22 protein-coding genes and 1 riboswitch are annotated in these 25497 nt (G+C 35.1%); of the genes, 16 read left to right on the forward strand and 6 right to left on the reverse strand.

The features are described from left to right. Positions 1 to 115 precede the first annotated feature (115 nt). The 9 genes from BKP56_RS05905 (at position 116) to BKP56_RS05945 (ending at position 9806) form a co-directional block, all read left to right on the forward strand. The gene (locus tag BKP56_RS05905; RefSeq protein WP_072694240.1) at positions 116 to 535 is read left to right on the forward strand and encodes a tetratricopeptide repeat protein; all 420 of its coding nucleotides are present in this window, start codon (positions 116 to 118) and stop codon (positions 533 to 535) included. A gap of 106 nt (positions 536 to 641) precedes the next feature. Then, a complete protein-coding gene (trxB, locus tag BKP56_RS05910) occupies positions 642 to 1595 on the forward strand; it encodes a thioredoxin-disulfide reductase (protein WP_072694241.1) in 954 nt (317 codons plus the stop codon). A gap of 264 nt (positions 1596 to 1859) precedes the next feature. Next, positions 1860 to 3593: a phospho-sugar mutase gene (locus tag BKP56_RS05915; RefSeq protein ID WP_072694242.1), complete on the forward strand. Its 1734-nt coding sequence runs from the start codon at positions 1860 to 1862 to the stop codon at positions 3591 to 3593. 190 nt (positions 3594 to 3783) lie between these two features. Then, positions 3784 to 5322 carry an IS1182 family transposase gene (locus BKP56_RS05920; protein ID WP_072693300.1) on the forward strand — a complete coding sequence of 513 codons (1539 nt, stop codon included), beginning with the start codon at positions 3784 to 3786 and terminating at the stop codon, positions 5320 to 5322. Between the two features lie 224 nt (positions 5323 to 5546). Continuing rightward, entirely contained in the window at positions 5547 to 5741 is a 195-nt protein-coding gene (locus BKP56_RS13880) for a YgaP family membrane protein (RefSeq protein WP_072694243.1), read from the forward strand. 377 nt (positions 5742 to 6118) lie between these two features. Next, a complete protein-coding gene (gene rapZ / locus BKP56_RS05930; protein ID WP_442914830.1) occupies positions 6119 to 6970 on the forward strand; it encodes an RNase adapter RapZ in 852 nt (283 codons plus the stop codon). Then, complete coding sequence (locus BKP56_RS05935) at positions 6964 to 7980, forward strand: gluconeogenesis factor YvcK family protein (RefSeq protein WP_198034029.1); 1017 nt, start codon at positions 6964 to 6966, stop codon at positions 7978 to 7980. The genes rapZ and BKP56_RS05935 overlap by 7 nt, the downstream gene beginning before the upstream one ends. A 34-nt stretch (positions 7981 to 8014) precedes the next feature. After that, positions 8015 to 8950 carry a DNA-binding protein WhiA gene (whiA, locus tag BKP56_RS05940; RefSeq protein ID WP_072694245.1) on the forward strand — a complete coding sequence of 312 codons (936 nt, stop codon included), beginning with the start codon at positions 8015 to 8017 and terminating at the stop codon, positions 8948 to 8950. A 475-nt stretch (positions 8951 to 9425) separates the two neighbouring features. Beyond that, the gene (locus BKP56_RS05945; protein ID WP_072694246.1) at positions 9426 to 9806 is read left to right on the forward strand and encodes a PilZ domain-containing protein; all 381 of its coding nucleotides are present in this window, start codon (positions 9426 to 9428) and stop codon (positions 9804 to 9806) included. Between the two features lie 479 nt (positions 9807 to 10285). Here the strand turns inward: BKP56_RS05945 and BKP56_RS05950 are convergent, their stop codons facing one another. Further along, complete coding sequence (locus BKP56_RS05950; RefSeq protein ID WP_072694247.1) at positions 10286 to 10540, reverse strand: hypothetical protein; 255 nt, start codon at positions 10538 to 10540, stop codon at positions 10286 to 10288. Positions 10541 to 10727: 187 nt separating this feature from the next. On the opposite strand from BKP56_RS05950, the gene BKP56_RS05955 reads away from it, so the two are divergent. From BKP56_RS05955 to BKP56_RS05965, 3 genes are all read left to right on the forward strand, one after another. Next, positions 10728 to 11612 carry a LysR family transcriptional regulator gene (locus BKP56_RS05955; protein ID WP_072694248.1) on the forward strand — a complete coding sequence of 295 codons (885 nt, stop codon included), beginning with the start codon at positions 10728 to 10730 and terminating at the stop codon, positions 11610 to 11612. 127 nt (positions 11613 to 11739) lie between these two features. Beyond that, positions 11740 to 13497, forward strand: a complete 1758-nt coding sequence (locus tag BKP56_RS05960) for an ABC transporter ATP-binding protein (protein ID WP_072694249.1) — start codon at positions 11740 to 11742, stop codon at positions 13495 to 13497. Then, entirely contained in the window at positions 13494 to 15245 is a 1752-nt protein-coding gene (locus BKP56_RS05965) for an ABC transporter ATP-binding protein (protein WP_072694250.1), read from the forward strand. The genes BKP56_RS05960 and BKP56_RS05965 overlap by 4 nt, the downstream gene beginning before the upstream one ends. Positions 15246 to 15367: 122 nt before the next feature. On the opposite strand, the gene BKP56_RS05970 is transcribed toward BKP56_RS05965, so the two are convergent. Further along, positions 15368 to 16081 (reverse strand): MgtC/SapB family protein, encoded by a 714-nt coding sequence (locus tag BKP56_RS05970; protein WP_072694251.1) that lies wholly within the window; start codon positions 16079 to 16081, stop codon positions 15368 to 15370. A 222-nt stretch (positions 16082 to 16303) separates the two neighbouring features. On the opposite strand from BKP56_RS05970, the gene rsxC reads away from it, so the two are divergent. Next, a complete protein-coding gene (rsxC, locus tag BKP56_RS05975; RefSeq protein ID WP_232226932.1) occupies positions 16304 to 17614 on the forward strand; it encodes an electron transport complex subunit RsxC in 1311 nt (436 codons plus the stop codon). A 6-nt stretch (positions 17615 to 17620) separates the two neighbouring features. Continuing rightward, positions 17621 to 18637, forward strand: a complete 1017-nt coding sequence (locus tag BKP56_RS05980) for an RnfABCDGE type electron transport complex subunit D (RefSeq protein WP_072694252.1) — start codon at positions 17621 to 17623, stop codon at positions 18635 to 18637. A gap of 66 nt (positions 18638 to 18703) precedes the next feature. On the opposite strand, the gene BKP56_RS05985 is transcribed toward BKP56_RS05980, so the two are convergent. Continuing rightward, a complete protein-coding gene (locus BKP56_RS05985) occupies positions 18704 to 19267 on the reverse strand; it encodes a chromate transporter (protein ID WP_072694253.1) in 564 nt (187 codons plus the stop codon). Continuing rightward, positions 19267 to 19848 (reverse strand): chromate transporter, encoded by a 582-nt coding sequence (locus BKP56_RS05990; protein WP_072694254.1) that lies wholly within the window; start codon positions 19846 to 19848, stop codon positions 19267 to 19269. The genes BKP56_RS05985 and BKP56_RS05990 overlap by 1 nt, the downstream gene beginning before the upstream one ends. 286 nt (positions 19849 to 20134) lie before the next feature. Between BKP56_RS05990 and gor the strand changes: the two genes are divergently transcribed. Both gor and BKP56_RS06000 read left to right on the forward strand, forming a co-directional pair. Next, complete coding sequence (gor, locus tag BKP56_RS05995; protein WP_072694255.1) at positions 20135 to 21505, forward strand: glutathione-disulfide reductase; 1371 nt, start codon at positions 20135 to 20137, stop codon at positions 21503 to 21505. 199 nt (positions 21506 to 21704) lie between these two features. After that, positions 21705 to 21802: riboswitch (purine riboswitch) on the forward strand. Positions 21803 to 22005: 203 nt separating this feature from the next. Continuing rightward, positions 22006 to 23478 carry an NCS2 family permease gene (locus tag BKP56_RS06000; RefSeq protein ID WP_072694256.1) on the forward strand — a complete coding sequence of 491 codons (1473 nt, stop codon included), beginning with the start codon at positions 22006 to 22008 and terminating at the stop codon, positions 23476 to 23478. An 85-nt stretch (positions 23479 to 23563) separates the two neighbouring features. Here BKP56_RS06000 and BKP56_RS06005 read toward each other — a convergent pair whose 3' ends face one another. Both BKP56_RS06005 and BKP56_RS06010 read right to left on the reverse strand, forming a co-directional pair. Continuing rightward, positions 23564 to 24784 carry an ABC transporter permease gene (locus tag BKP56_RS06005; RefSeq protein ID WP_072694257.1) on the reverse strand — a complete coding sequence of 407 codons (1221 nt, stop codon included), beginning with the start codon at positions 24782 to 24784 and terminating at the stop codon, positions 23564 to 23566. Further along, entirely contained in the window at positions 24784 to 25491 is a 708-nt protein-coding gene (locus BKP56_RS06010; protein ID WP_072694258.1) for an ABC transporter ATP-binding protein, read from the reverse strand. The genes BKP56_RS06005 and BKP56_RS06010 overlap by 1 nt, the downstream gene beginning before the upstream one ends. Positions 25492 to 25497 lie beyond the last annotated feature (6 nt).

Below are 25497 nucleotides of genomic sequence, written 5' to 3' on the forward strand. Positions count from 1 at the left end.
GTTGCGCAGGTCCACAAAATGAAGGTATAATCCATTCTAATGTAATTGAATTTGGCAATAGTTACTTGCAAAAGGTTGAACGAGTTGTTTTAATGGTAAGAGGAGAAGTAAAGTTATGGAAAGATCAGATAATCATCAAGTCATTTCGCTCATCCCCAGTGCAAAAACTTATTATGGACGAGCGATGATAGCTTATGAAAAATCAAATTTTGAAAGAGCAAAGCACCATTTTAAAATAGGAATTACTTTAGCAAAAAATGAAGAAGAAAAATTATTTGGTCACATTCAGCTTGCATTGATTCATCAGCATTCTTTTGAATTTCAAAAATCTATTGAATTGTTTGATTCGATTTTTGAAAAAATATCAGAAAAGCATCCTGAAGTCTATTTTTTTCAAGCAACAAATTATCTGCATCTGAAAGATTATGAAAAAGCATTATTACTACTAGAACAGTATATTGAATTAAATCGATCAGGACTTTATCAATCAGAAGCCTTAGAAATGAAAAAAATAATTGAATTGCAATCAAAGTGAATAGGATTGTAAACATTAAAACTTACTAAAAGTAAGAAAAATTAGTAGCGTAATGACTATCATTTCTACTATAATAGAAAAAGAAACAGGTGAAAGGAGTTATTTCATGGAAGTCATTGATAAAATATATGATGTAATCGTAATTGGTGCAGGTCCTGGTGGATTAACAGCTGGACTTTATGCCTCTCGTTCTAACTTAGCCACATTGATGCTCGAGAGAGGTCTTCCAGGCGGACAAATGAATAATACCGCTGAAATTGAAAATTATTCTGGATTTAATAGTATCCTTGGTCCAGATCTTTCAACTAAAATGTTTGAAGGCGCACAGCAATTTGGTGCTGAATATGCATATGGAGATGTACAGGAAATTATTAACGGTGAAGAATACAAAGAAATTGTAACTTCTAATAAAACATTCCGTACGCGCTCCATCATTATAGCAACTGGTGCTGAGCATAAGAAACTTGGAGTTACCGGAGAAGCAGAATTCAATGGTAGAGGCGTATCTTATTGTGCCGTCTGTGACGGAGCTTTCTTCAAGCAAAAGCACATTATCGTAGTTGGTGGAGGAGACTCTGCTGTTGAAGAAGGAACTTATTTGACTCAATTCGCCAGTAAAGTCACAATCGTCCACAGAAGAGACGCTCTTCGTGCTCAAAAAATCCTTCAAGACAGAGCATTCAAAAATGATAAAATCGAATTTATATGGAATTCTGTCGTTGAAGAAATCGAAGGCGAAAATGCGGTTAATGCTGTACGCATCAAAAATATCAAAACAGGTGAAACTTCAACTTTAGAAGCAGAAGGAACTTTTATTTATATTGGTTTGTTACCTAATTCTGATCAGTTCCGTTCTTTAGGTGTTACTGATGAAGAAGGCTGGATTGAAACAGATGAAAATATGGAAACAAAAGTCCCTGGTATATTTGCTGTTGGAGATGTGCGCAAAACAGTATTGCGTCAAGTAGCCACAGCTGTTGGGGATGGTTCTGTTGCTGGTAATGCTGCTTACCAATATGTTGAAGAGTTGAAAGAAAAATTGGAAAAACAAAGTGTTTGACCATTATTGATAAGCAGTAAGATTTGTTTTGTATAACAGATAAAAAAGTATAGTTTTAAGAATTGACTTAATAGCTTTAGATAATATCTAAGGTTTATGAGGAATCTTAGAACTGTGCTTTTTTATATTGTTAAATAGTCAACAAGTGCGTATAATAGTAGTTGTCATGTAAGCCCTTTATGTCAAGTTCATGCATAATCAAAGCAAAAATGGTACAATTAAATCAATATCAAAATAAAATTACTTAAAAGAGAGGTTATATATATGAGTTGGCAGGAAACCTATAATACATGGAAAAATTATTCTAAATTGGATACGGATATGTTAAAAGATTTAGAAAATATTGAACAGGATGAATCTACATTAGAGGATGCATTTTATGCGCCGCTTGAATTTGGTACAGCGGGCATGAGAGGTATTATTGGTGCAGGTATTAATCGAATGAATATTTATACTGTGCGTCAAGCAACTGAAGGTCTTGCCTTATTTATTGAGGAAGAACAAGGTGAGCAAGCTAAGAAAAGTGGAGTAGTAATAGCTTACGATTCTCGTCATATGTCTAAAGAATTCGCTATTGAGTCAGCTAGAACTTTAGGTGCGCATGGAATAAAATCTTATGTATTTGAAAGTTTACGTCCAACGCCAGAACTTTCTTTTGCAGTACGTCATCTTCAAGCTGCAGCAGGTATTATGATAACAGCTAGCCATAATCCACCTGAATATAATGGATACAAAGTATATGGTGAAGATGGTGGACAACTACCTCCTAAAGAAGCCGATGAATTAACTGGATATGTGAGAAGCGTAGAAGATGTCCTTTCGATTGCAGTTGCTGAAGAGTCTGAAATCAAAGAAAATGGCCTCTTAGAAATCATTGGTGAGAATGTTGACAAAGCATATTTGGATGCAATGGAAAGAGTAACGATTAATCCTGAGATGATCGACAGAGTGGCGAATGATTTAACCATAGTATTCACACCTTTACATGGAACTGGTAAGATGATAGGAGTAAAAGCTTTGAAACAAGCTGGTTTCCGCAATATCGAACTGGTAGCTGATCAAGCAGAACCGGATCCAGAATTTTCAACTGTTAAGTCTCCTAATCCTGAAGATCCGGCAGCATTTGAAAAAGCAATCGAACTTGGATGCAAAATAGATGCTGACATTCTGATTGCCACTGATCCAGATGCGGATCGTTTAGGCATGGCTGTAAGAACTGCAGCAGGTCATTATGAGGTGTTAACAGGGAATCAAATTGCTAGTCTAATGCTAGATTATATATTAAGAGCTCACCATGAAACGGGAATTTTACCTAAAAATAGTGTTATAATCAAATCGATCGTATCAAGTGATTTACCAAAAGCTATTGCTGAGAAAAGCGGAGTAGAAACAATAGATGTATTAACTGGATTTAAATTTATCGCTGAAAAGATCAAAGAGTACGAACAAGATTATTCTCATACCTTTATGTTTGGATTCGAAGAAAGTTACGGCTATCTTGTGCAACCTTTTGTACGTGATAAAGATGCGATTCAGGCATTAATCATGAGTGCTGAAATGGCTGCATATCATAAAGAGAGAAATTATAGTTGTTTTGATGCTCTACAGGATCTCTATCATGAATATGGTCATTACAAAGAAAAGACTATTTCAATCAAGATGGATGGAATCCAAGGCGCACAAAAAATAAATGATTTAATGGATAGTTTAAGAAGTAATTCACCAAAAAGCTTTGGTGAAATCAAAATTAAAGAAATTGAAGACTTTAAGACTGGTAAACGTATAGACCAGGATGGAAATGAAGAAACAATTGATATGCCTTCAGCAGATGTATTAAAATATCGTCTAGTAGATTCTAGTTGGATAGCTGCACGTCCGTCCGGAACAGAGCCTAAAATCAAGTTTTACATTGCAGCTTTTGATGATTCGGGTGTAGCTGTAGAAGAAAAACTGGCGGCCTTTGAACAAGCGATACAAAAAATTGTAGAACAAAACTAACATAGGCTATATTCAATTTGAATTTTAGCTAAATAAAAACGAGGATGGGACAAAAGTCTTAACAAACAAATAAGATCCGCTGAAAATCTACTTGAGATTTCAGTGGATCTTATTTGTTTATGTAAGCAAAAGGAGCACGGCTTTGGTATAATATAATCACCACAAAAACATCATAGAAAGGGTGCTCCTTATGTATACTCAATATACCATGAACCAAACAACCTTGCCATTAGAAATGAACTGTTACTTACCAGAAAATCATATCGTCTACTCTATTCATCAAGTTGTGGAAGATTTAGATGACTCGCAATATCACTTAATTGAAAACGACTTTGGTCGCCCGGCTTATCACCCGAAAGTTTTACTCAAAGCGCTACTATTTGCCTATTCAGAAGGGATTTTTTCCGGTCGGAAAATCGAGAAAATGATGCAAGAAAATATAGCGATGCAATGGTTAACAGGTCAAACGTTAGTGTCTTATCGTACAATTAATCGATTCAGAGTGTCAGAAGTGACTAAGGCTATTTTACAAGATCTCTATTGCACGTTTTCTCTTCGTTTAAAAGAAGAAAAACTGATTGAAGGAAAAGCGCTATTTATAGATGGTACGAAGTTCGAAGCAGACGCCAATAAATATACCTTTGTTTGGAAGAAAGCCACGGATCAATTCTACTCTACTTTAAAAGAAAAAGAAATTCACTACTATGAAGAAGAGATCGCCCCACTCATCGATCAAGCGGTCGAAAGAGATCAAAATCAGGAGTTTACTAAAAAAGAAATTGAGGAACTATATGAACTTCTTCAAAAAGAGCTGGAAAAGATTGAAACAGAAATTAATCAGGAAAACGAAAAAGAAGTACTTAAGAAAAAGAAGAAAAAGCGTCGTTCCTTGAAAAAACATAGAAATAGATTGAAAAAGGACTTTATACCTAGAGAACAGAAATATGAAGATTACTACAGCACATTTGACGGTCGAAATAGCTTCTCTAAGACAGACAAAACGGCTACTTTCATGCGTATGAAAGACGATCATATGAGAAACGGCCAATTAAAGCCAGGCTATAATATCCAAATCGCAACGGAAAACCAGTTTGTTTTGCATACACAAGTCTATCCTAATCCAACGGATACAAGAACCCTTATCCCGTTTTTGCATTCGCTTCCTAAACCCATTCAACCGTCCACTTATATTGTGGCAGATGCAGGATATGGTAGCCAAGAAAATTTAAAATATTTAGAACGGTCCGGATGGACTGGCTTGGTTAAATACGGCATGTACGAAAAGGAACAGAAAAAGAAATACAGACTTTCGGATAGAAATAGAGAGAATTGGATTCACGATGAAGATCAAAATACCTATACACATCCTGATGGGACTATCTATGCGTACGGTTATGTTAGTAGGCAAAAAACAGATTCTGGATTTGTAAGATTGTCTCATATTTACCAATCGACGGATCCAAGTTACAAAAATGGGAGAAAATCATTTTCCATTAACTATGAGTACGAAGAACAAAAACTAAATATTAGAGAAAAGCTTTCGTCAGAAGAAGGGACTCAATTTTATGGTAAACGTAAAATTGATGTAGAACCAACTTTCGGACAGGTGAAGGCCAATTTGAGGTTCACTCGATTTTCAGTTCGTGGAAAATCGAATGTAGAAAATGAAACGAATCTGATCTTCATGGCTAATAACCTACGAAAATATAATAAAAGAAAGAAAAAATAGAATCATTCAGTAAGTAGAACCCCTGAGAGAATTGTATTCTACAATTTTCTCAGGGGTTCTCTATATTTAAAGACTTTCAGAGACTTTTGTCCCAGCCTCGTTTTTTTGATTATTTAAGATTTTTACATTTAAAACAGAAATTTATTAAGGTGTTTTTCTTTAGCTATGTACAAATGTTTCTTATAATAAGTAAACAATATATTAAGAGAAAGGGTGCCGATAATATGGATAAAAATGTTGGAGAATTAGATAGTATTTTACGAATTATTTTTGGAGCTGCTTTAGCGCCTTTATTCTTTTTTACAAAAGGATTGGGCAAAATGCTGGGAATAGCTGGAATTGCTTTGCTGATAACAGGGAAAACACAAAAATGTGGAATGTATCAAGTTACAGGGACAAATACTCTAAAAAAGGATTAGGAATTTAATTAATTTTGATTAAGATGTGGATTATGTGACTCAAAAATATTGATCTGTTTTCAGGAAATAGTTACATGGATAAAATTCAACTTTTAAACCACTAATATAATAGAAATTTAAAAGAACAATCATGACTGAGAATTTTCAGCTTGATTGTTCTTTTAAAATGATTAAATCTATCTAATTCATCAAAAGACAAAAATAGTTAATTCTGATGTAATTTTTTAAAATTAGTTATAGATACTCTATACATGACACGCCCGGAATGTTATAATACATGGAATGGACAGAATGAGCTGTCAGATTAGTGCGGGTAATAGTTTGAAAAGGAGTGCTGAGTTGTGGGAGAAAATATAGAACTTGTTATCATTACAGGTATGAGTGGTGCTGGTAAAACAGTTGCCATGCAGAGTTTTGAAGATATGGGATACTATTGTGTTGATAATATGCCGCCAAATTTACTTCCAACATTTTGGGACCTAGTCAGAGAATCTGGACATTTTTCAAAAATTGCTTTAGTAATGGACCTTAGAATGCGTGATTTCTTTGAACAAATGAGAGAAACAATTTTAAAAGTTGAAAATAGTCCACATATTACCACGCGTATTTTGTATTTAGAAGCTACTGAAAAAGAGCTAGTTTCTCGTTATAAAGAAACACGTCGTTCACATCCTTTAGCTACAAACGGACGCACGATAGATGGAATAAGAAAAGAGAAAGAATTACTTGAAGATATCAAAACTCGAGCTCAGGTCGTTATTGATACGACTAACCTGACTCCAAGACAATTAAGAGAAAAATTGATTGAAAATTTTAAAGCAAAAGAAAAAGAAATGTTTCGCGTGGAAATGGTCTCATTTGGGTTTAAATATGGCTTGCCGATAGATGCAGATATTGTGATGGACGTGAGATTCCTGCCAAACCCTCATTATATCGAAGAATTAAGACCTCAAACTGGTTTAGACAAGAAAGTATATGACTATGTTATGCAGCAACCTGAAACAGAACCTTTTTATAAAAAATTTGCTGAGTTATTAGATTATTCTCTTCCAGGTTATAAAAGAGAAGGAAAAAGCAATATAACAATTGCAATTGGCTGTACTGGTGGTAAGCATCGTTCTGTAGCCTTAGCCGAACGATTAGGTCACAAAATAGAAGCTGATGGGTATTTAGTTAATATTACTCATCGTGACAAAGATAAAACAAAGGAGTCAACCGTGAGATCATGATGAAAACGAGATTAAAGAAAAGACGTCCTAAAATCGTCGTGATCGGCGGTGGTACCGGACTTCCAGTTATATTAAAAAGCTTAAAAGAGAAAGATGCGGATGTCACTGCAGTCGTAACCGTAGCAGATGATGGAGGAAGTAGTGGTGCCTTACGTGAAAGCCTCAATGCTGTTCCTCCAGGTGACTTAAGAAATGTCTTGATTGCATTATCTGAGATCCCGCAAATACACAAAGATATTTTTCAATATCGTTTTCAATCTGAGGATCAGTCGTTATCGGGGCACTCAATCGGTAATCTGATTATTTCAGCAACAGCAGATATGAAAGGGAATATTTACGAAGCTATCCAGATTCTAGCAAAAATGATGCAAGTCAAAGGTCATGTCTATCCGGCTGCTGAAGAACCACTTGTTTTAAATGCACGGTATATGGATGGAACGACTGCAAAAGGAGAATCACACATCGCTCAATCTGGAAAAATGATCGATTACGTTGCCTTGTCCTGTGTAGGAGAACCTCATCCAATCAAAGCAAGCAGAAAAGTCGTTTCAGCAATCATGGATGCAGATATGGTTGTTTTAGGTCCTGGAAGTCTATACACAAGTATCTTACCGAATTTAATGATTCCAGACATAGGAAAGGCAGTCATGAATACTGAAGCAAATGTTGTGTATATCTGTAATATAATGACTCAATTAGGAGAAACTGAAGGTATGTCAGATGCTGATCATATCGAAGTTCTGCACCGACATTTAGGTGAAAAATTTATTGATATTGCACTAGCGAATATTGGGAAAGTTCCTGATGAGTATGTAGAAGAAGAACAATCTACTGAAAACCTGCTCCAGGTGGAACATGATTTCAAAGGTTTGAAGGGAGCAGTACCTCATATCATATCAGATGACTTTCTTGAAATGAGAAATCATGGTGTATACCATAACGGTGAAAAAGTGGCTGAAGAAATTTTCAGAACTGCTTTCAATTCTCAACGCGCTTTTAAAAACTTTTGATAAGAAGTACTTTTAAAAGAAAGGGGGAAACAAGATGTCATTTGCAGCGGATGTAAAAAAAGAACTGACGATGTTAGAAGTCCATCCTGAACATGCCAAGGCAGAACTTGCAGCTTTAATTAGAATGAATGGAACGTTGAGTATAGTTAATAAAGAGTTTTTACTTAATGTACAAACTGAGAATGCAGCGATTGCAAGAAGAATCTATTCTTTGATTAAAGATAATTTTGATGTAGAATCAGAACTTTTAGTTCGGAAAAAAATGAAACTAAAGAAAAATAATGTGTACATTGTCCGGCTGAAAAGTGGAAGTAAACTTATTTTATCAGAACTTGGTATAATGGATGGGATGTTATACCATGGTCATATTCCCAAAGAAATCTTAAATAGCAGACAAAAAGCGAAATCTTACCTTAGAGGGGCATTTCTGGCTGGAGGATCTGTCAATAGTCCTGGAACAAGTAGATATCATCTGGAAATCCATTCTAGTTATGAAGAGCATAATGAAGATATTTGTCAGATGATGCAAGAGTTTGAGTTGAATGGTCGTACCCATGAAAGAAGAAATGGCTACATCGTTTATTTGAAAGAATCAGAAAAAATAGCAAACTTTCTAGCCCTAATCGGCGCTACTGGAAGTATGTTCAAGTTTGAAGATGTGCGAATTGTAAGAGATATGCGAAATTCGGTCAACCGTCTTGTGAACTGTGAGAATGCGAATATGAATAAGACAATTGATGCAGCTGGTAGACAAATTGAGAATATCAAATTTATTGACCGAATGATTGGTCTTAATTCTATCCCTGATAAATTACAAGAAATCGCCTTATTAAGAGTGGAATACCCGGATATCAGTTTAAAAGAGCTGGGAGAACTTGTGCCAAACGGAGGCGTTTCTAAATCAGGCGTCAATCATCGATTACGCAAACTAAATCAGATGGCTGAAGAATTAAAACAGCAGCATGCTTAAGTAGTAAGGATACCCTGATTCTCATGAATCAGGATATGACCTTGTAAAAACAGATAAAATAAAGTAAAATTACAGAGTTGTCAACTCACCATGGTGTAATGGATAACACCTGAGATTCCGGTTCTCAAGCTGGGGGTTCGATTCCCTCTGGTGAGGTAAATAAACTTTAAGAAAGTGGATGGGACAAAACTAGTTAAAAAGTAAAACCCCGTCAAATCAAGGATTGAATTTTCTTGATTTGACGGGGTTTTTTAATTGTTCTATACTTCAAATTCTGGCTTAACGGAGACTTTTGTCCCGTCCTCTTTTTTGAAATCAAGAAAGATTAATCTTCTTTAGACCTACTTTACTTTGATAGTTTTATGTTAAAATAGAATTGAAAAAATTAACTAGATAATAAATACGTACCTATATCAATAGAGAAAAGAAGATGGTCAAGCTTTAAATATTAGTTATGGGAAAGAGGTCTAATTGGATGCTGAACAGGAGAAGACTATTCAGAGTTAGAATAAAGGGTTTTGAACAGGCAACTATGATTAATTATGCCAATAAAAAATCTACATATAATATCATATTAATCAACATAAGTGGAAATGGTTTATCTTTCATGAGTCGAAAGAAATTTCCAATATCAAAATACAATAAATATACATTTAGGTTTGAATTAGAAGGCGAAAAATTTGAACTAGAAGGCTATATTGTAAGAAATTCTTTTAAAGAAGAAGATAGGTATATCAAGTATGGGGTGAAATTGATTACTTTATCGACTAAAAAAGAATCAGAATTAATCAGAAGAATCAATAAATATCAGAGTAGACATTATAGAAATAATATTTTGGAAGACCAGAAGTATTGAATAATTTTGCAATGTTCTCGAAGAACGGAAGGTATTATTAGTCTGAAGGAATCAATTTTATAACCTAACTAAAGAGAGAGTTAATTAAATAATATAGATTTTTTATGATATAAGCTCATGACAAATGTAAAAATAATACAGTTCTTGTAAAAATATTTTGATGCATGCTAATAGATGTAAATAAGGTAATAGTGATTTCTGAAGAATTTCAGTCTTAGGCAGCAAAATTTATCAGGAATAGTAATAAAATTTGCAATCAGTACATTTGTTGATTAATTAAAAGGCAGTTAGATCAAAAGGAAATAGCCATTTAAGAGAAAAGTGGATGGGACAAAACCAGTTAAAAAGTAAAACCCCGTCAAATCAAGGATTGAATTTTCTTGATTTGACGGGGTTTTTTAATTGTTCTATACTTCAAATTCTGGCTCAACGGAGACTTTTGTCCCGTCCTCTTCAAACATAGGGTTTTACTTTTATAGTTATACTAATTCAATAACCACCATACCATCATCATTGACGGAGATCGGACCATTTGAATGCCATTCTCTACCAGTTGAGATAGGATGCGAATATAAGAAAATCTGGTTAGGGAAAATATAGAAAACAATATTTTCTTCTTCAATTAAGATTTGCTGTACATCCTCTTTTGTACCATTTTTAACTTCATAATCTGTCGTACCAAGCTTTGCGGTAACTTTATTCGTTAGTGGGAAAGGGGCATTTGTTTCAACCATATTCATTCCTCCTATAAGTTATAGTTGATTAATTCTAATCTCTAAATCCATCTTATATTCTATTTTGTAATTTGCAAACTATTCTGCTTGTGGAAGATAATAGCCGGTTTATATATAAAAAAACTGTATAATAGAAACCGTACTATAAATATAATTGTATGGTTAAGCTAAGGATGGAGAGATTACTTTGAATTTAAAACAATTAAGATATTTTTTGACAATCGTTGAAGAGGGTCAGATAACAGCTGCTGCCAAAAAGCTGCATATTGCCCAGCCACCTTTGAGCTATCAATTGAAATCGCTGGAAGAAGAATTAGGAGTTCAGTTAATGAAAAGAGGCTCAAGAAATATTACTTTAACTCCAGCAGGAAAATTACTTAAAGCACGAGCAGAGCAGATTTTTTCTTTGACCACATCTACAACAAGAGAGCTGGAATTATACAAAAAAGGAAACGCAGGAACCCTTTCTATTGGAACGGTTTCCTCATCAAGTACTATTATTCCTGATGCTTCTATAGAAAAGTTTGCTAACCGATATCCGAATATACAATTTGATATCCACGAAGGAAATAGTTACGAAGTGATTGAAATGTTAGACAAGGGGATTATTGACGTGGGTATTGTGAGAACTCCATTTAGAAAAAGTGGATTAGCTGTACGGTATGCAAAAGTAGAACCTATTGTTGCGGTTTTCCCTAGAGGAAAAGTTATTGGAAAAAATAAAGATACAATCAGTTTAAAGGAATTAGAAAAAGAGCCTTTGATAATTTATAGAAGGTTTAATGCGTTACTTCATTCTGTTTTTGAAACAGAGCAGATCATACCGAATATTAGATGCAGAAATGATGATGCTCGTACAACATTAAACTGGACTAAAGCAGGATTGGGTATTGGAATTGTGCCATTATCTGCTTTATCTGTGTATGATAGAAAGACACTCCAGCATAAAGCGATTGATACTAAAGAGTTAAATACACAAATGGCAGTGATATGGAAATCTGACCGTCAATATTCTGCTTTGACACTAGAATTTATAGAAGATTTCGCAAATTCAATTGAATCACTAAAATAATATAGAAGCCGCTTTACTATAATAATTTATATATGTATATAAATTATTTAAGTATTTGTTAGTCCTAGAACCATAGGATAAACTAAATAATGGAATTAAAAGTAAGGGATGATAAGGAGTCGAGCAGTTGATAAGATTATTAAAATATGCTAAAAAGAATCAAATATATGCTTATATAGGGGCTATATCAAAATTAATGGAAGCCGTTTTCGAATTATTTTTACCGATTTTCTTAGCGAGGTTGATTGACCGAGGAATTAATCAAGGGGATACAAGATATGTGTTGCAGATGGGCGGCATGATGCTGGTATTATCGACTGTTGGTTTTGCTTTTGCAATGATCTGTCAGTATTTCTCGTCCATTGCTTCACAGGGATATGGAACAGAATTAAGAAATATTATGACGAAGAAAATCAATACATTTTCTCATAAAGAATTAGATGAATTCGGGACTGCTACCTTGATTACAAGGGTAACAAATGATGTTAATCAAATGCAGCTTGCTTTAGCAATGCTTATAAGATTAGTTATACGTGCCCCTTTTCTTAGTATTGGATCAATTATTATGGCTCTCTATATAAGTCCGAGATTATCTTTGGTTTTTGCTGTGCTGCTTCCGGTGTTTGCCGTGATGTTAGGATTTATTATGTGGATTACAATTCCCCTATACAAAAAGGTACAGGTACGGTTAGATGCTATGGCACAAACAGTAAGTGAAAATATGAGCGGTGTCAGAGTTATTAGAGCTTTTGCAAGGAAAGGACATGAATTAAATCGATCTAAAGAAAATAGTGAACAGCTATCAAGAGCTAATATTATCGTTAATAACTTATCAGCTTTAATGACACCGAGTACAACGTTAGTCATGAATATAGGGATTATGATTATTCTCTATATTGGTGCCGTACAAACAAATAATGGTGATTTGTTTCAGGGAGAAGTTCTGGCACTGATTAACTATATGAATCAAATGCTTTTAGCTTTAATTGTGGTTGCCAATTTAGTTGTAATCTTTACGAAGTCACAGGCTTCTGCTTCGAGGATTAATGAAGTGCTGGATACAACTGTAGCTATCAATAATCAATCTGACTCTAAGCAAATAGAAGTTTCGGCTGGATTTCAAGCAAAATCAGCTATACGATTTAATCATGTATCTTTTGATTACGGTAAGAAAGGTGTTAAAGCTCTGGACACGATAAATTTTTCTGTGCCGGTCGGAAGTGTTACTGGAATTACAGGACCTACTGGTAGCGGTAAGAGTTCTTTGGTTCAACTCATACCAAGATTCTATGATGTAACAGAAGGGGAAGTATTGGTTTTTAATCAGCAAGTAACGGAGTATGGACTAAAAAAATTGCGAAACTTAATAGGATATGTTCCGCAGAAAAACGTTCTTTTTAGAGGAACAATTGCAGAAAATTTAAGATGGGGCAAAGAATCAGCTACTGAAGAAGAATTATATGCAGCTTTAAGAATAGCACAAATGGATAGCTTTGTAAGAGAGCTGCCGTTAGGAATCCATTCAGCTGTTTCAGAAAATGGAAAAAATTTCTCTGGCGGTCAACAACAGCGATTGACGATTGCAAGAGCACTGGTATCTAAGCCTAAAATCATTATTCTAGATGATTCATTGAGTGCCTTGGATTATGAAACAGATTATAAATTAAGACGAGCCTTGAAAGAAATCAAAAATGCCAGCATTATCATTGTTTCTCAAAGGATCAGTTCAATTCAAACTGCAGACCAAATATTAGTAATGAATAATGGGGCAATCGAAAGCAGTGGAACGCATGAATCGCTATTACAGCAATCAGAAACTTATCAGAAGATTTATCAATCACAAACTGATCCAGAATCGATCATACTGAAGGAGGAAAAAGAATGAAGAATAAAACGATACGACCTTCAGATTTGAATCGATTATTGAGGTATTTAAAAAAATATAAATTAACTGCTATTGCTGCTTTATTCTTTGGAGTTGTCTCTGGAGTGGGTACGGTTCTATCAACTTACTTGATTGGAACTGGTATAGATACTTTAGTAGGAGCTGGAGAAGTAAACTTCGACATACTGACTAGAATATTATTATGGTTAGGAACGGCATATCTCATTACTTTATTGTCTCAATGGCTAGTACGTGTTCTTGCAAATCAAGTTTCTTTTAAGGTTGTTAGAGACTTGCGTATGGATACGTTTAAAAAGTTGAATCAGCTACCGCTTAGCTTTTTTGATCAAACGGTTCATGGAAATGTAGTAAGTCGGTTTACGAATGACTTAGAGAGTTTATCAGAAGCATTAGTATTGATACTCAGCAACTTATTTACAGGAATTATTATTATCTTATCTGCTTTAGGATTTATGCTTTACTTAAGTCCGGTGCTTACTCTGGTGGTTCTATCTGTTACACCACTATTTTTTCTGGTTGGATGGCTGGTAGCAAAGCATTCGCAAAAATATTTTTCCCAGCAGCAAAATGTTCTAGGAAATCTTTCGGGATATGCTTCTGAGATGATTACAGGACAAAAAGTTGTTAAGGCATTTAATTATGAGGAAAAAATGGAAGAAACATTTCAGGAAATGAATTTGGAATTATATAATTGGGGACAAAAAGCGCAGTTTGCATCTTCAATTACGAATCCTGCTAGTCGATTTATCGATCATGTTGCGTACCTTATGATTGGAGTCATCGGTGGTTTATTAGTGATTAATAATGTAGGAGCAGTAACTATTGGAACAATTTCAAGTTTTGTTATTTATTCTTCTCAATTCTCAAAACCATTTATAGAAATTTCTGGAATCATGACACAAGTCCAGACAGCTATTGCTGGGTTGAACAGAATATATAAAATTATTGATACACCAAATGAAGTGCCTGATACAAAAGAGGCAGTCGTAATGGAGAATCCACAAGGAAAGGTAGAATTCAAGAATGTTTCTTTCAGTTATGATCCGAATATTGACTTGATCAAGAATCTTTCAATATCAGTTGAAGCAGGAGAAACTGTTGCAATCGTTGGGCAAACTGGTGCAGGGAAATCTACATTGATCAACTTACTGATGAGATTTTATGAATTAGATGAAGGCACGATAGAAATAGATGGAAAAGACAGTACTAGGTATACGCGAGATAGTTTACGAAAAAGCTTTGGAATGGTTCTACAAGATACTTGGTTATTCGATGGATCAGTAAAAGATAATATTCGTTACGGGAAACCTGAGGCTTCAGATGAAGAAATCATTACTGCTGCGAAATCTGCTTATGCTCATTCTTTCATTGAACGACTGCCTAATGGCTATGATACAAAATTAGGTAACAAAGGTATATCACTTTCAACTGGACAACAACAGCTGCTAACGATTGCAAGAGTTATGCTTGCAGATCCTCCGATGCTGATTTTAGATGAAGCAACTAGTTCTGTAGATACATTAACCGAAGTTAGAATTCAAACAGCTTTTCTTAAAATGATGGAAGGGAGGACTAGCTTTGTAATTGCTCACAGACTTTCAACAATTAGAGAAGCTGATGTTATTTTAGTGATGGATCAGGGAACTGTAGTAGAAGTAGGGAATCATGATACTTTAATGCAGAAAAAAGGTTACTATCATCGTTTACATGAGTCTCAATTTAAATAAAATACAAAAAGTGAAACCAGTGATTTCTGGTTTCACTTTTTGTATGGAATTTATTGCTGTAAAAATTTGAAATCAATAAAATTGTATCTAAAGAAAAGCTAATAAATAGAAAAAGACTATTTTTAATTATCCAAGGAAGTTTTAATCGTTTTTATTTCTAAAATTGTATAATATTCTCCAATATCAGCAATGAAATCCATCATATTAAATTGTTCAGGTAAATTTAAAGTATATAAATCCTGACATATAGAAGTGCCATCTTCTAGATAAGAAATCGAATGATCTGTGGAAACGACTGTTACATGATATTGTTGGAAACAAGATTCTAAATATTGAATCGTTTCATTCCTGTTTTTATATTTCACTTCAAATTGCTTTGATTGCTCAAAACGAAATAAATTTTTGATAACCCTTAACACGAGCAGCATTATGATTGTGCCAGATAATGAAATAAAGTAATATCCCATTCCTACCGCAATACCCAAACTTGCTACTGCCCATATGGAAGCAGCAGTAGTCAATCCAGTCACACTTCGTTTACTAACAATAATCGAACCTGCACCTAAAAAGCCTATCCCGTTAATGATTTGGGCAGTCAATCTGGTAATATCTGTAGTTAGAACAGGTGGCAGATCAGTATTTTCTCTAGCAAAATCAAGAACCCATTCGCTCGCTTCTAACTGTGTTAATGTGATAACAGCTGCCCCAAGACTGACTAGCGTATGTGTGCGGATACCAGCATCTCTTCCTTTTAACTCTCTCTCATAACCAATAATACCACCTACAAAGGCAGCAAGAACTAATCTGATCAACATTTCCCAATATGTTTCAACCATAGGATTATCACCTCATATCTTATTAGTATTTATAATACAAGAAAACTAAGGAAAAGTTTAATAAATTGCAATATTTTGTCTTTTGAATGTTATTGCTTTTATATAATTTTTATGTCGGGTATACTTAAGGTGAATACATTAAATTGTATATTTTATTAAAATATGATAGAGCATATAAGTGAAATTCAAATAGAAAGGGCGGTTATGATGAGATTTTCTTTTATGAGAAAGCAAGGTGGGTCTCACCCTGAAGAAAAGAAAGAATGGACAAGACAATTACAAATTGAAGAAGCTACTGTCCCAAAAGTACTTATTTTTCCTGTCTCAATGCATATTGGAGCTCCCGCTAAACCTATTGTTGAAGTCGGAAATCAAGTAAAAGTAGGCGAGATGATTGCTGAAGCAGGAGGCTTTATTTCTGCAAATATTTATTCTTCTGTTTCTGGAGAAGTGATTGCAATTGAAAAAAGATCATCTGCCAGTGGAGATGTTGACTCGATTATTATAAAAAATGATTATGAGTACACTCAAGGTGAACCAATCATTGAACCAGGGAAGTCAAAAGAAATGTCGACTGATGATATTATAGAAACGGTTAGGAAAGCAGGAATCGTTGGAATGGGTGGAGCTACTTTTCCAACTGCGGTTAAACTAAGTCCTCCTCCTGGTATGACGATCGACACATTGATCGTTAATGGAGCAGAATGCGAACCTTACTCAACTTCAGATAATCGGGTTATGATAGAATACGCGGATGAGATTGTTGAAGGAATTCAAGTGATTCGAAAGCTGTTCCCTAAACTTAAGAAAGTATACATAGGGATCGAAGATAACAAGCCAGAAGCTTTAAAATCAATGAGAAAGGCAACAGAAGGAATGCGTAATATAGTAGTGCAACCTTTGAAGACTATGTATCCACAGGGATCTGAAAAAGGATTGATCCAAACGATGACTGGTCGAGAAGTACCTCCAGGAGGATTGCCGGCTGAGGTTAGATGCGTTGTTATGAATACTTCTACTATTCGAGCCTGTTATCGCGCTTGTGAATTTGGGGAACCATTAATTGAAAGAATTGTCTCAGTTTCAGGAACACCTATTACAAAACCTAAGAATTTACGAGTAAAGATTGGTACCCCGATGGACTCTCTGATTGAAGATTGTGGAGGATTTTCTGAAGTGCCTGGAAAAGTTCTCTCGGGAGGTCCTATGATGGGGAAACCCGTCTCTGATTTAGGTGTATCCATTATAAAGGGAACAACAGCTATCACAGTTTTGACTCCAGAAGAAGCTAACGAAGGCGAAGAAAAAGATTGTATAATGTGTTCGGAATGTCTTAATGTTTGTCCAGTTAGTTTGCAGCCTATTCTGATTAGTGATGCTTTTGATAGAGGAAATCTTCAGAAAGCAAAAGAACTTGGAGCAATGGATTGTATAGAGTGTGGAAACTGTTCTTTTATATGTCCTTCAAAAATCCCTCTACTGGACAATATTCGTGCTGCAAAAGCTGCTATTAAAGAACAGGAAGCGGGGTGATGAATTATGGCCCAGACAATGGATATTAAAGGAAAACTGAAGGTTGGACCATCCCCTCATATTCGTTCTAAGAGAACCTCTGCCTGGATTATGAGTCAAGTACTGATCGCACTCGTTCCGCCTTTGTTTGCAGCAACGTTCTTCTTTGGACTACGAGTTTTATTGATGGTTGCTGTGGGTGTCGGTACAGCTGTGCTAAGTGAGTATATTTATCAGAAATTTAGGTACCAGGAAGTGAAAATCAATGATTTAAGTGCATGTGTTACCGGGATGTTGATTGGACTTAGTCTGCCAGTAACTGCACCACTTTGGACTGTGGTAATTGGTTCTATATTTGCCATTATAGTTGTGAAGCAGTTGAATGGGGGCATTGGTAAAAATTATTTTAATCCAGCAGTAGCTGCAAGAGTTATGCTAAAAGCTTTCTTTTCCCCATGGATTACCAACTGGGTACTGCCGGGTGCATGGGGAGCAGATGTGATATCTGGCGCTACACCACTTGAGTTTATTGGAGATGGAGCTCAAACTGTTTCAGAACAGGTGCCTAAATTATGGAATTTATTTTTAGGAATCAATCTTGGTGGAAATGTTGGAGAAACATCTAAACTAGCAATTTTAATTGGTATGTTATATTTGATTTTTAGAAGAGTGATTCATCCTAAAATTCCTATACTATATATTTTGACTACAGTACTGATTATGGGGTTTTGGAGTGGCTTTAATTTCACTTTTATGATGACACATGCATTGACAGGAACACTGTTTTTTGCAGCTACTTATATGGCAACTGATTATAGTTCTGGATCATTAACACCTGCTGGAAAAACGGTTTTTGCTATTGGATGCGGAGTATTGACTGCTTTCTTCAGGATTGTTTTTGATTATCCGGGTGGGGTTGGATTTGCTATTCTAATCATGAATGGATGTGCTCCATTCATTGATGGAAAACTGATGCCGAGGATTTATGGACATAAAAGCCGTCCAAAAACAAAATATGACCGTCAAGGAGAATTGAATAGATAATTAAAGTTAAAAAAAGCATTTTGTTCTTATTTACTGATAAGAGCAAAATGCTTTTTAGTATACATGTCAAATGAAAGCATAAATAATAATTCCTGAAATACCAGAAAGAATCATGATTTGGATCGGACTTAGTTTGTACTTGCGCATTAAGAAAATTCCAATGATAAATAAAACAACTGATACAATTTTAAGTTGGTCCAACTGAAAAGGGAATTCACTGTGTCCAAACATAGCTGTCAGGAAGATTGTTAAACCAGCTGAAGCAATTAAAGCTACTACTGCCGGACGTAGTCCTTGAATAATTCCTTGAACCATTTTAATATTTTTATATTTAAAATAAAAGTAAGCTAACAAGAGAACAATAATAACTGAAGGCATCGTTACACCAATCGTAGCAATTACTCCCCCTAATACTCCTGTTATTTGGTTACCAGTGAATGTTGCGGCATTAATTGCAATCGGTCCGGGTGTCATTTCTGATAAAGTTAAGATATCAATAAATTGCTGATTTGTAATCCAGCCATTTACTTCAATTGTCTGCTGTTCAATCAATGGAAGTGCAGCGTATCCTCCACCAAAACTGAATAATCCAATTTGAAAAAAACTAAGGAACAATTTAATATAGATCATTATTTTTTATCCTCCTTAGTTGATTCATTTTTTAAGGTGATATAAGTAGTAATTGCACCAATAACTCCTGAGATTGAGAGTAACCATAAAATATTTACTTGTAGTATGATTCCAGCAATCAGAGCCAATATCATTACGATTATTGGAACAATTTTTTTCTGTTTAATAATGCGGGAAGCCATATTATATACAACATTAACGATAATAGCAGCTACACCAGCTTGCATTCCTAAAAGCATATTATTTACAATGGGATTAGTGCTTACAGCCATATATACGTATGCTAGTAGTGACATAATGACTAAAGGCGGTATGATCGTACCCAAAACAGTAACCAATGCTCCTAGTATGCCAGCCATTCTATATCCAACTAGAATAGAAGTGTTGACAGCAATTGGTCCAGGTGAAGATTGTCCTAACGCTATTAAGTCGAGCATTTCGTCTTCGGTGATCCATTTGAGTTCATTTACAAATTTTTTTTCCATTAGAGGAACAATGACGTATCCGCCACCAAAAGTGAACATACTCAAGAAAAATGTCGATTTAAAAAGCGTTTTATAAAGAGAAGCATTGTTTTTCATATTAAAGTCCTTTCTAAATCTGACTAAGATTATCTAACAGTATAACCGAAACAGAAAAATCTTTCAAAGTGAACCATTATTAAGAGAATTTAGAAAGCCTTTTGGATAAATCTAAGCAAATTTCAGGATAATTTATAATTGGGAAAGTATAATAGACATTGAATAGCTTATTGGTGTGATTAATTAATATATGTAAATAGTTTAGAATAATCAATATTTTTATATAACTTTTTCATGTACAATTAGTAAGAATATAATTTTAGAGTTTTAAAGGGATGAGAGAGAAATGACAAATATAAATTCAGAGAATCATTATGACTACCTTGTGATTGGTGGTGGAAGCGGCGGGATTGCCTCTGCTAATAGAGCAGGGATGCATGGAGCTAAAGTTGCTTTGATTGAAGCAAATTATCTAGGAGGAACTTGTGTCAATGTTGGATGTGTACCTAAAAAAGTAATGTGGTATGTTTCAGAAATGATGGAAGAGATTGGGCTATATGCTGAAGACTACGGAGTAGAAGCAGGACAGTCTCTGAAACTGAATTTTAAGCGTATGGTCAAAAACAGGCAGGATTATATTTCATACTTACACACTGCTTACAAAAAAGGGCTGGATAGTAATGGAGTCGAATTAATTAGAGGATATGCTAAATTTGCAGGTAAGAATGAAGTTGAAGTTGACGGTAAACTTTATTCTGCCGAACATATATTACTTGCAACAGGAGGCCAACCCAAACGTCCTGATATACCAGGCAGCGAATACGGTATTGATTCAAATGGGGTGTTTGAATTAACAGAGTTACCTAAACGTATTGCAATAGTAGGTGGGGGGTACATCGGAGTTGAAATGAGTGGTATTTTCCATTCTTTTAATTCAGATACTCATCAGTTTATTCGGAAACCAAAACCATTGTATGGATTTGATTCGATTATCTGTCAAGGATTTATGGAACTGGCAGAAAATGAAGGAAAACATGTTCATACGAATAAATCAGTTGCAGAAGTGAAAAAAAATGAAGATAATTCTTATACAATGTTTTTTGAAGACGGAACAATTCATGAAACGGATATGATCCTGTGGGCTACTGGACGCAAGCCAAATACAAGCAACTTAAATATTGAAGCAACAGATGTTAATGTATATCCAGATGGATACATTGAAGTTGACCAGTATCAGAACACGACTGCTTCTAACATCTATGCAGTGGGTGATGTTACAGGAAGAGTTGAACTGACGCCAGTAGCTATAGCAGCAGGAAGAAGGCTTTCGGAACGGCTATTTAATGGAAAAAAAGACTTATATCTTGACTATACAAATATTCCTTCCGTATTTTTCACTCATCCAGCAATTGGAACAGTGGGAATGACAGAAGAACAGGCAAATGATGAATATGGTAAAGAAAAAGTAAAAGTCTATCAATCTGTTTTCACTTCTATGCACAGCTCTATTACTAGAAATAAACAAAAAACTTATATGAAATTAGTCTGTGTTGGGGATGGAGAGAAGGTAGTAGGATTGCACGGAATAGGACGTGGAATGGACGAGATGCTGCAAGGATTTGCAGTAGCGATCAAATTGGGCGCAACCAAAGCTGACTTTGATAATACGGTAGCTATACATCCAACGGCAGCTGAAGAGTTCGTCACCATGAGATAATTACTTGAGAAGAGGAGCTCTTTTAAAGCTCCTCTTTTTATGTAAGCTTTTTCAATTTTGCTTTTAAAGCAATCTAATAATATATTGAGCGGATATAATCAGATTATAAGCATTAAAATACGAACGATAAAAAATATTTTTAGTTAAATGTTCAATTTTTAGGTTGCTTTTTAAATTTCCCCATACTATAATTAAGGCTGAATCTATAAATGATACGTCTAATATAGTTTAGCGATATGGGCTAACGTTTCTACCAATCACCTTAAAAGATTGACTATTGGACCTAATAAAGAATGCTAAAGTTGCAGGATTTTTTTGGGTTTTAAAGGTTTTTAAGGATGAGCTGACTCATCCTTTTTTATATGCACTTATATATAGTTTAATGTAATGTAACTTTTAGTGTGGGGATATTGTTAGTTTTATAGAAGCTGAAACATTGGAATGTATTTACTTACTTTTTCATTTTATAGAAGAAAACATTTTGAAAGAGGGTTTAACCATTGTTTGAAAAATATTTTCAACTGAAAGAAAATAATACCAATATTGGGACAGAAATTGCAGCTGGAGTAACAACATTTTTTGCAATGTCTTATATTGTTTTTGTGAATCCCCAGATCTTATCTCTAACTGGAATGCCATCACAGGCAGTATTTTTGGCTACGATTATTTCCTCAGCCATTGGTACACTGATTATGGGGATTTATGCAAAAGTTCCTTATGCACAAGCACCAGGTATGGGACTTAATGCATTTTTCACCTATACGGTAGTTTTTGCTTTAGGATTTACTTGGCAGGAAGCTTTAATGATGGTTTTCATTTGTGGAATCGTGAATATTATTATTACAATGACAAGTATTCGTAAAATGATTATTCATTCAATTCCAGAAACACTACAACATGCCATTGGTGGTGGAATAGGTGTTTTTATTGCTTATATAGGTTTGAAGAATGCTAATTTCTTGGAATTTACTTCTGAAGCTAAAGATATCGTGTCGGTTAACAACGGATCGTTTGATGCTGTTAATGAGACATATGAAGGAGGATTAAGTACTGTCGTAACTGGTGGCGGTATTATACCAGACTTAACAACTTTTACAAGTTCAGCGGTGCTATTAGCACTATTTGGTCTTATTATAACGGTTATTTTACTGGTTGCTAATGTAAAAGGTGCTATTCTGATTGGTATTGTTGCAACGACTTTAGTAGGAATACCTATGGGTGTAACAGATTTGTCTGGTTTGACTAATCCAGCTAACTCAATAGGAGCAGCATTTTCTGACTTGGGAACAACTTTTGGAGCAGCATTTAGTTCAGAAGGTCTAGGTTCTTTACTAGCAGATCCTTCACGATATGCACTAGTGTTTATTACTGTATTTGCTTTTACACTAACAGATATTTTCGATACGATAGGTACTTTTATCGGAACAGGGCGTAAAACAGGTATTTTTACGCTTGATGATGAAAAAGCGATGGATCAAGGTAAAGGAATCAATACTAAAATGGAAAAGGCTCTATTTGCAGATGCTATTGCTACGACGGCGGGGGCTGTTTTTGGAACTTCAAACGTAACAACTTTTGTAGAAAGTACTGCAGGAATTGGTGCAGGTGGACGTACTGGTTTAACTAGTGTTACTACGGGGATATTATTTTTGCTAGCAGCGATCTTTTCCCCAGTAATTGCTGTAGTTCCTGGAGCAGCAACAGCTCCGGCGTTGATTGTAGTTGGGATTATGATGATGTCTGCTTTTGGCGAAATTAATTGGAATGATCTTGAAGAAGCAGTACCAGCATTTTTTGCTTCTATCTTTATGGCGTTTGCTTATAGTATTTCTTATGGTATTGCGGCTGGTTTTGTATTTTATATTATTACAAAAGTCGTAAAACGCAAAGCCAAACAAATTCATCCAGTAATCTGGGTTACGGCAGGTCTTTTTATTGTAAACTTTATTGTTATGGCAATGCTTCACGTTTAAATTAAAGTATGTAAAAAAGCTTACTCTCAATTAGTCCAGCAGAATGGATAAGAAGAGAGTAGGCTTTTTTTATTTATTATATAACTTATTCGTATCTTAATGCTTCAATAGGATCCAATCTTGCAGCTTTTCTAGCAGGATAGATTCCAAAGAAAACACCGACTGCTGTAGAAAATAGTAAGACTAAAACGACACTACTTAATGTAATGTCAGGTACAATATCAAGTGCACCTGCAATAATATTTGAAAGTAAGATACCAAGTGTTAACCCTATGACTCCCCCAATTAGACTTAAAATCACAGATTCCATCAAAAATTGAGCAAGAATTGTATTCGTTGTAGCGCCTAATGCTTTTCTTGTACCGATTTCTCTCGTACGTTCTGTAACAGATACAAGCATAATATTCATTACACCAATGCCTCCAACGAGTAAAGCAATACCTGCAACGGCTGCAATAAAGTTTATGAATAGACCTAATACATTGTTGACTTGATCTAAGGCTTGCAAAAAGTTTGTTGCCGTATAGATATTATCTCCTACAGCATTATTTCGAAGTTCAAGCAATCGTACCATCTGATCTGATACAGGTTCAATCTGATCAGTTTCTTCAACTTCAACAGTAGCTGAACTCATTCCTGAAAATTGTGGAATTTCGTTTCCGAGCGTAGAGTTTGGCAGTGCAAGAAAAACAGGTAATTCACTTGTATCAAATGCTCCTTGCATATCTCCAAATCTTCCTTCAACAATTCCGACTACTCTTAAATTTAAAGAGGATTGGGCAATAGTTACTGTGACATTTTCTCCTACAACATCTGTACGCCCGAATAATGCTTCTGCTGTATCTTCATCTATTACCACAACATCTGCAGATTCATCAAAGTCATTCTGATTGAAGTAACGGCCTTCTATTAAGGTCGAACTCATTGCTTGACTGACATATTGCAAATCTGGAGTACCGTATGATACGATTGCTTGTCTTGATTCATCATCTGAACTTACCGTACCTTGTGTCTGTTCATCTGGAGAAATATATCGAATTTCATCTATTGATTCCTTCAATACATTCAAATCTTCATTGGTTAAAGCATCACCACTCTGTTCTGAATCATCTGCGCTCAAACTAATTGTCGTAGCACCTAAATCACTGAAAGTACCCGTGATTTCACTGGCCGCACCATTACCAACTGCTAAAATAGCGATTACGGATGAAATTCCTATGATGATGCCAAGCATTGTTAAAAACGAACGCATTTTATTTGCAAAAATACTATCTAAAGCCATTTTTAGGTTTTCTTTAAAAAACATTAGCGCACCTCCGCTTTAGATAAACGTTTTGGTACCAAGTATTCATCTTTTTGTAGGGCGCCATCTCGAAAGTGAATAGTTCTCTTTGTATATTCTGCCATTTCTGGTTCATGCGTTACCATAACGATTGTTGTTCCTTCGTCATTCAAATCCTGGAAAATTCGCATAATATCTTCAGTAGTCTTAGAATCAAGGTTCCCCGTTGGTTCATCTGCCATTAAAACGGAAGGGCGATTAACGATTGCTCTAGCTATAGCTACACGCTGTTTTTGTCCACCGGATATTTCATTTGTCAAATGATTCAGTCGGTCTCCTAATCCTACTTTTTCTAAGGCTTCAACTGCTCGCTCTTTTCGTTCTTTTCTTGGGACTTTTCCATAGACCAGAGGAAGCATAACGTTTTCTAAAACATTCATACGTGCCATAAGATTAAATGATTGGAAAACAAATCCTATCTCTTTATTTCTTATATGTGCCCGTTCTGTATCCGAAATACTTGATACATCGGTTCCGTTAAGAAAATATTGGCCACTATCAAATCGATCAAGCAAACCAAGTATATTCATTAAAGTTGATTTCCCAGATCCGCTTGGCCCCATAATAGAGGTGAATTCTCCTTCTTGAATAGACAAAGAAACCTTGTTTAATGCTGTTAAGGTTTCGCCACCCATTCGATATATTTTTTCTATATCTGTAATTTCAATCACGAGAAT

This window comes from Marinilactibacillus sp. 15R (genome assembly GCF_001895285.1).
Lineage (GTDB): Bacteria > Bacillota > Bacilli > Lactobacillales > Carnobacteriaceae_A > Marinilactibacillus > Marinilactibacillus piezotolerans.

Coding starts and splice junctions, on each gene's coding strand:
- BKP56_RS05970 (WP_072694251.1), bottom strand. CDS start 16,081: ATGGTTGAAACATATTGGGAAATGTTGATCAGATTAGTTCTTGCTGCC.
- gor (WP_072694255.1), top strand. CDS start 20,135: ATGACAAATATAAATTCAGAGAATCATTATGACTACCTTGTGATTGGT.
- BKP56_RS05985 (WP_072694253.1), bottom strand. CDS start 19,267: ATGATCTATATTAAATTGTTCCTTAGTTTTTTTCAAATTGGATTATTC.
- BKP56_RS05920 (WP_072693300.1), top strand. CDS start 3,784: ATGTATACTCAATATACCATGAACCAAACAACCTTGCCATTAGAAATG.
- rapZ (WP_442914830.1), top strand. CDS start 6,119: ATGAGTGGTGCTGGTAAAACAGTTGCCATGCAGAGTTTTGAAGATATG.
- BKP56_RS05965 (WP_072694250.1), top strand. CDS start 13,494: ATGAAGAATAAAACGATACGACCTTCAGATTTGAATCGATTATTGAGG.
- BKP56_RS05980 (WP_072694252.1), top strand. CDS start 17,621: ATGGCCCAGACAATGGATATTAAAGGAAAACTGAAGGTTGGACCATCC.
- BKP56_RS05945 (WP_072694246.1), top strand. CDS start 9,426: ATGCTGAACAGGAGAAGACTATTCAGAGTTAGAATAAAGGGTTTTGAA.
- BKP56_RS13880 (WP_072694243.1), top strand. CDS start 5,547: ATGGATAAAAATGTTGGAGAATTAGATAGTATTTTACGAATTATTTTT.
- BKP56_RS05990 (WP_072694254.1), bottom strand. CDS start 19,848: ATGAAAAACAATGCTTCTCTTTATAAAACGCTTTTTAAATCGACATTT.
- rsxC (WP_232226932.1), top strand. CDS start 16,304: ATGAGAAAGCAAGGTGGGTCTCACCCTGAAGAAAAGAAAGAATGGACA.
- whiA (WP_072694245.1), top strand. CDS start 8,015: ATGTCATTTGCAGCGGATGTAAAAAAAGAACTGACGATGTTAGAAGTC.
- BKP56_RS05905 (WP_072694240.1), top strand. CDS start 116: ATGGAAAGATCAGATAATCATCAAGTCATTTCGCTCATCCCCAGTGCA.
- BKP56_RS05950 (WP_072694247.1), bottom strand. CDS start 10,540: ATGGTTGAAACAAATGCCCCTTTCCCACTAACGAATAAAGTTACCGCA.
- BKP56_RS06005 (WP_072694257.1), bottom strand. CDS start 24,784: ATGTTTTTTAAAGAAAACCTAAAAATGGCTTTAGATAGTATTTTTGCA.
- BKP56_RS05915 (WP_072694242.1), top strand. CDS start 1,860: ATGAGTTGGCAGGAAACCTATAATACATGGAAAAATTATTCTAAATTG.
- trxB (WP_072694241.1), top strand. CDS start 642: ATGGAAGTCATTGATAAAATATATGATGTAATCGTAATTGGTGCAGGT.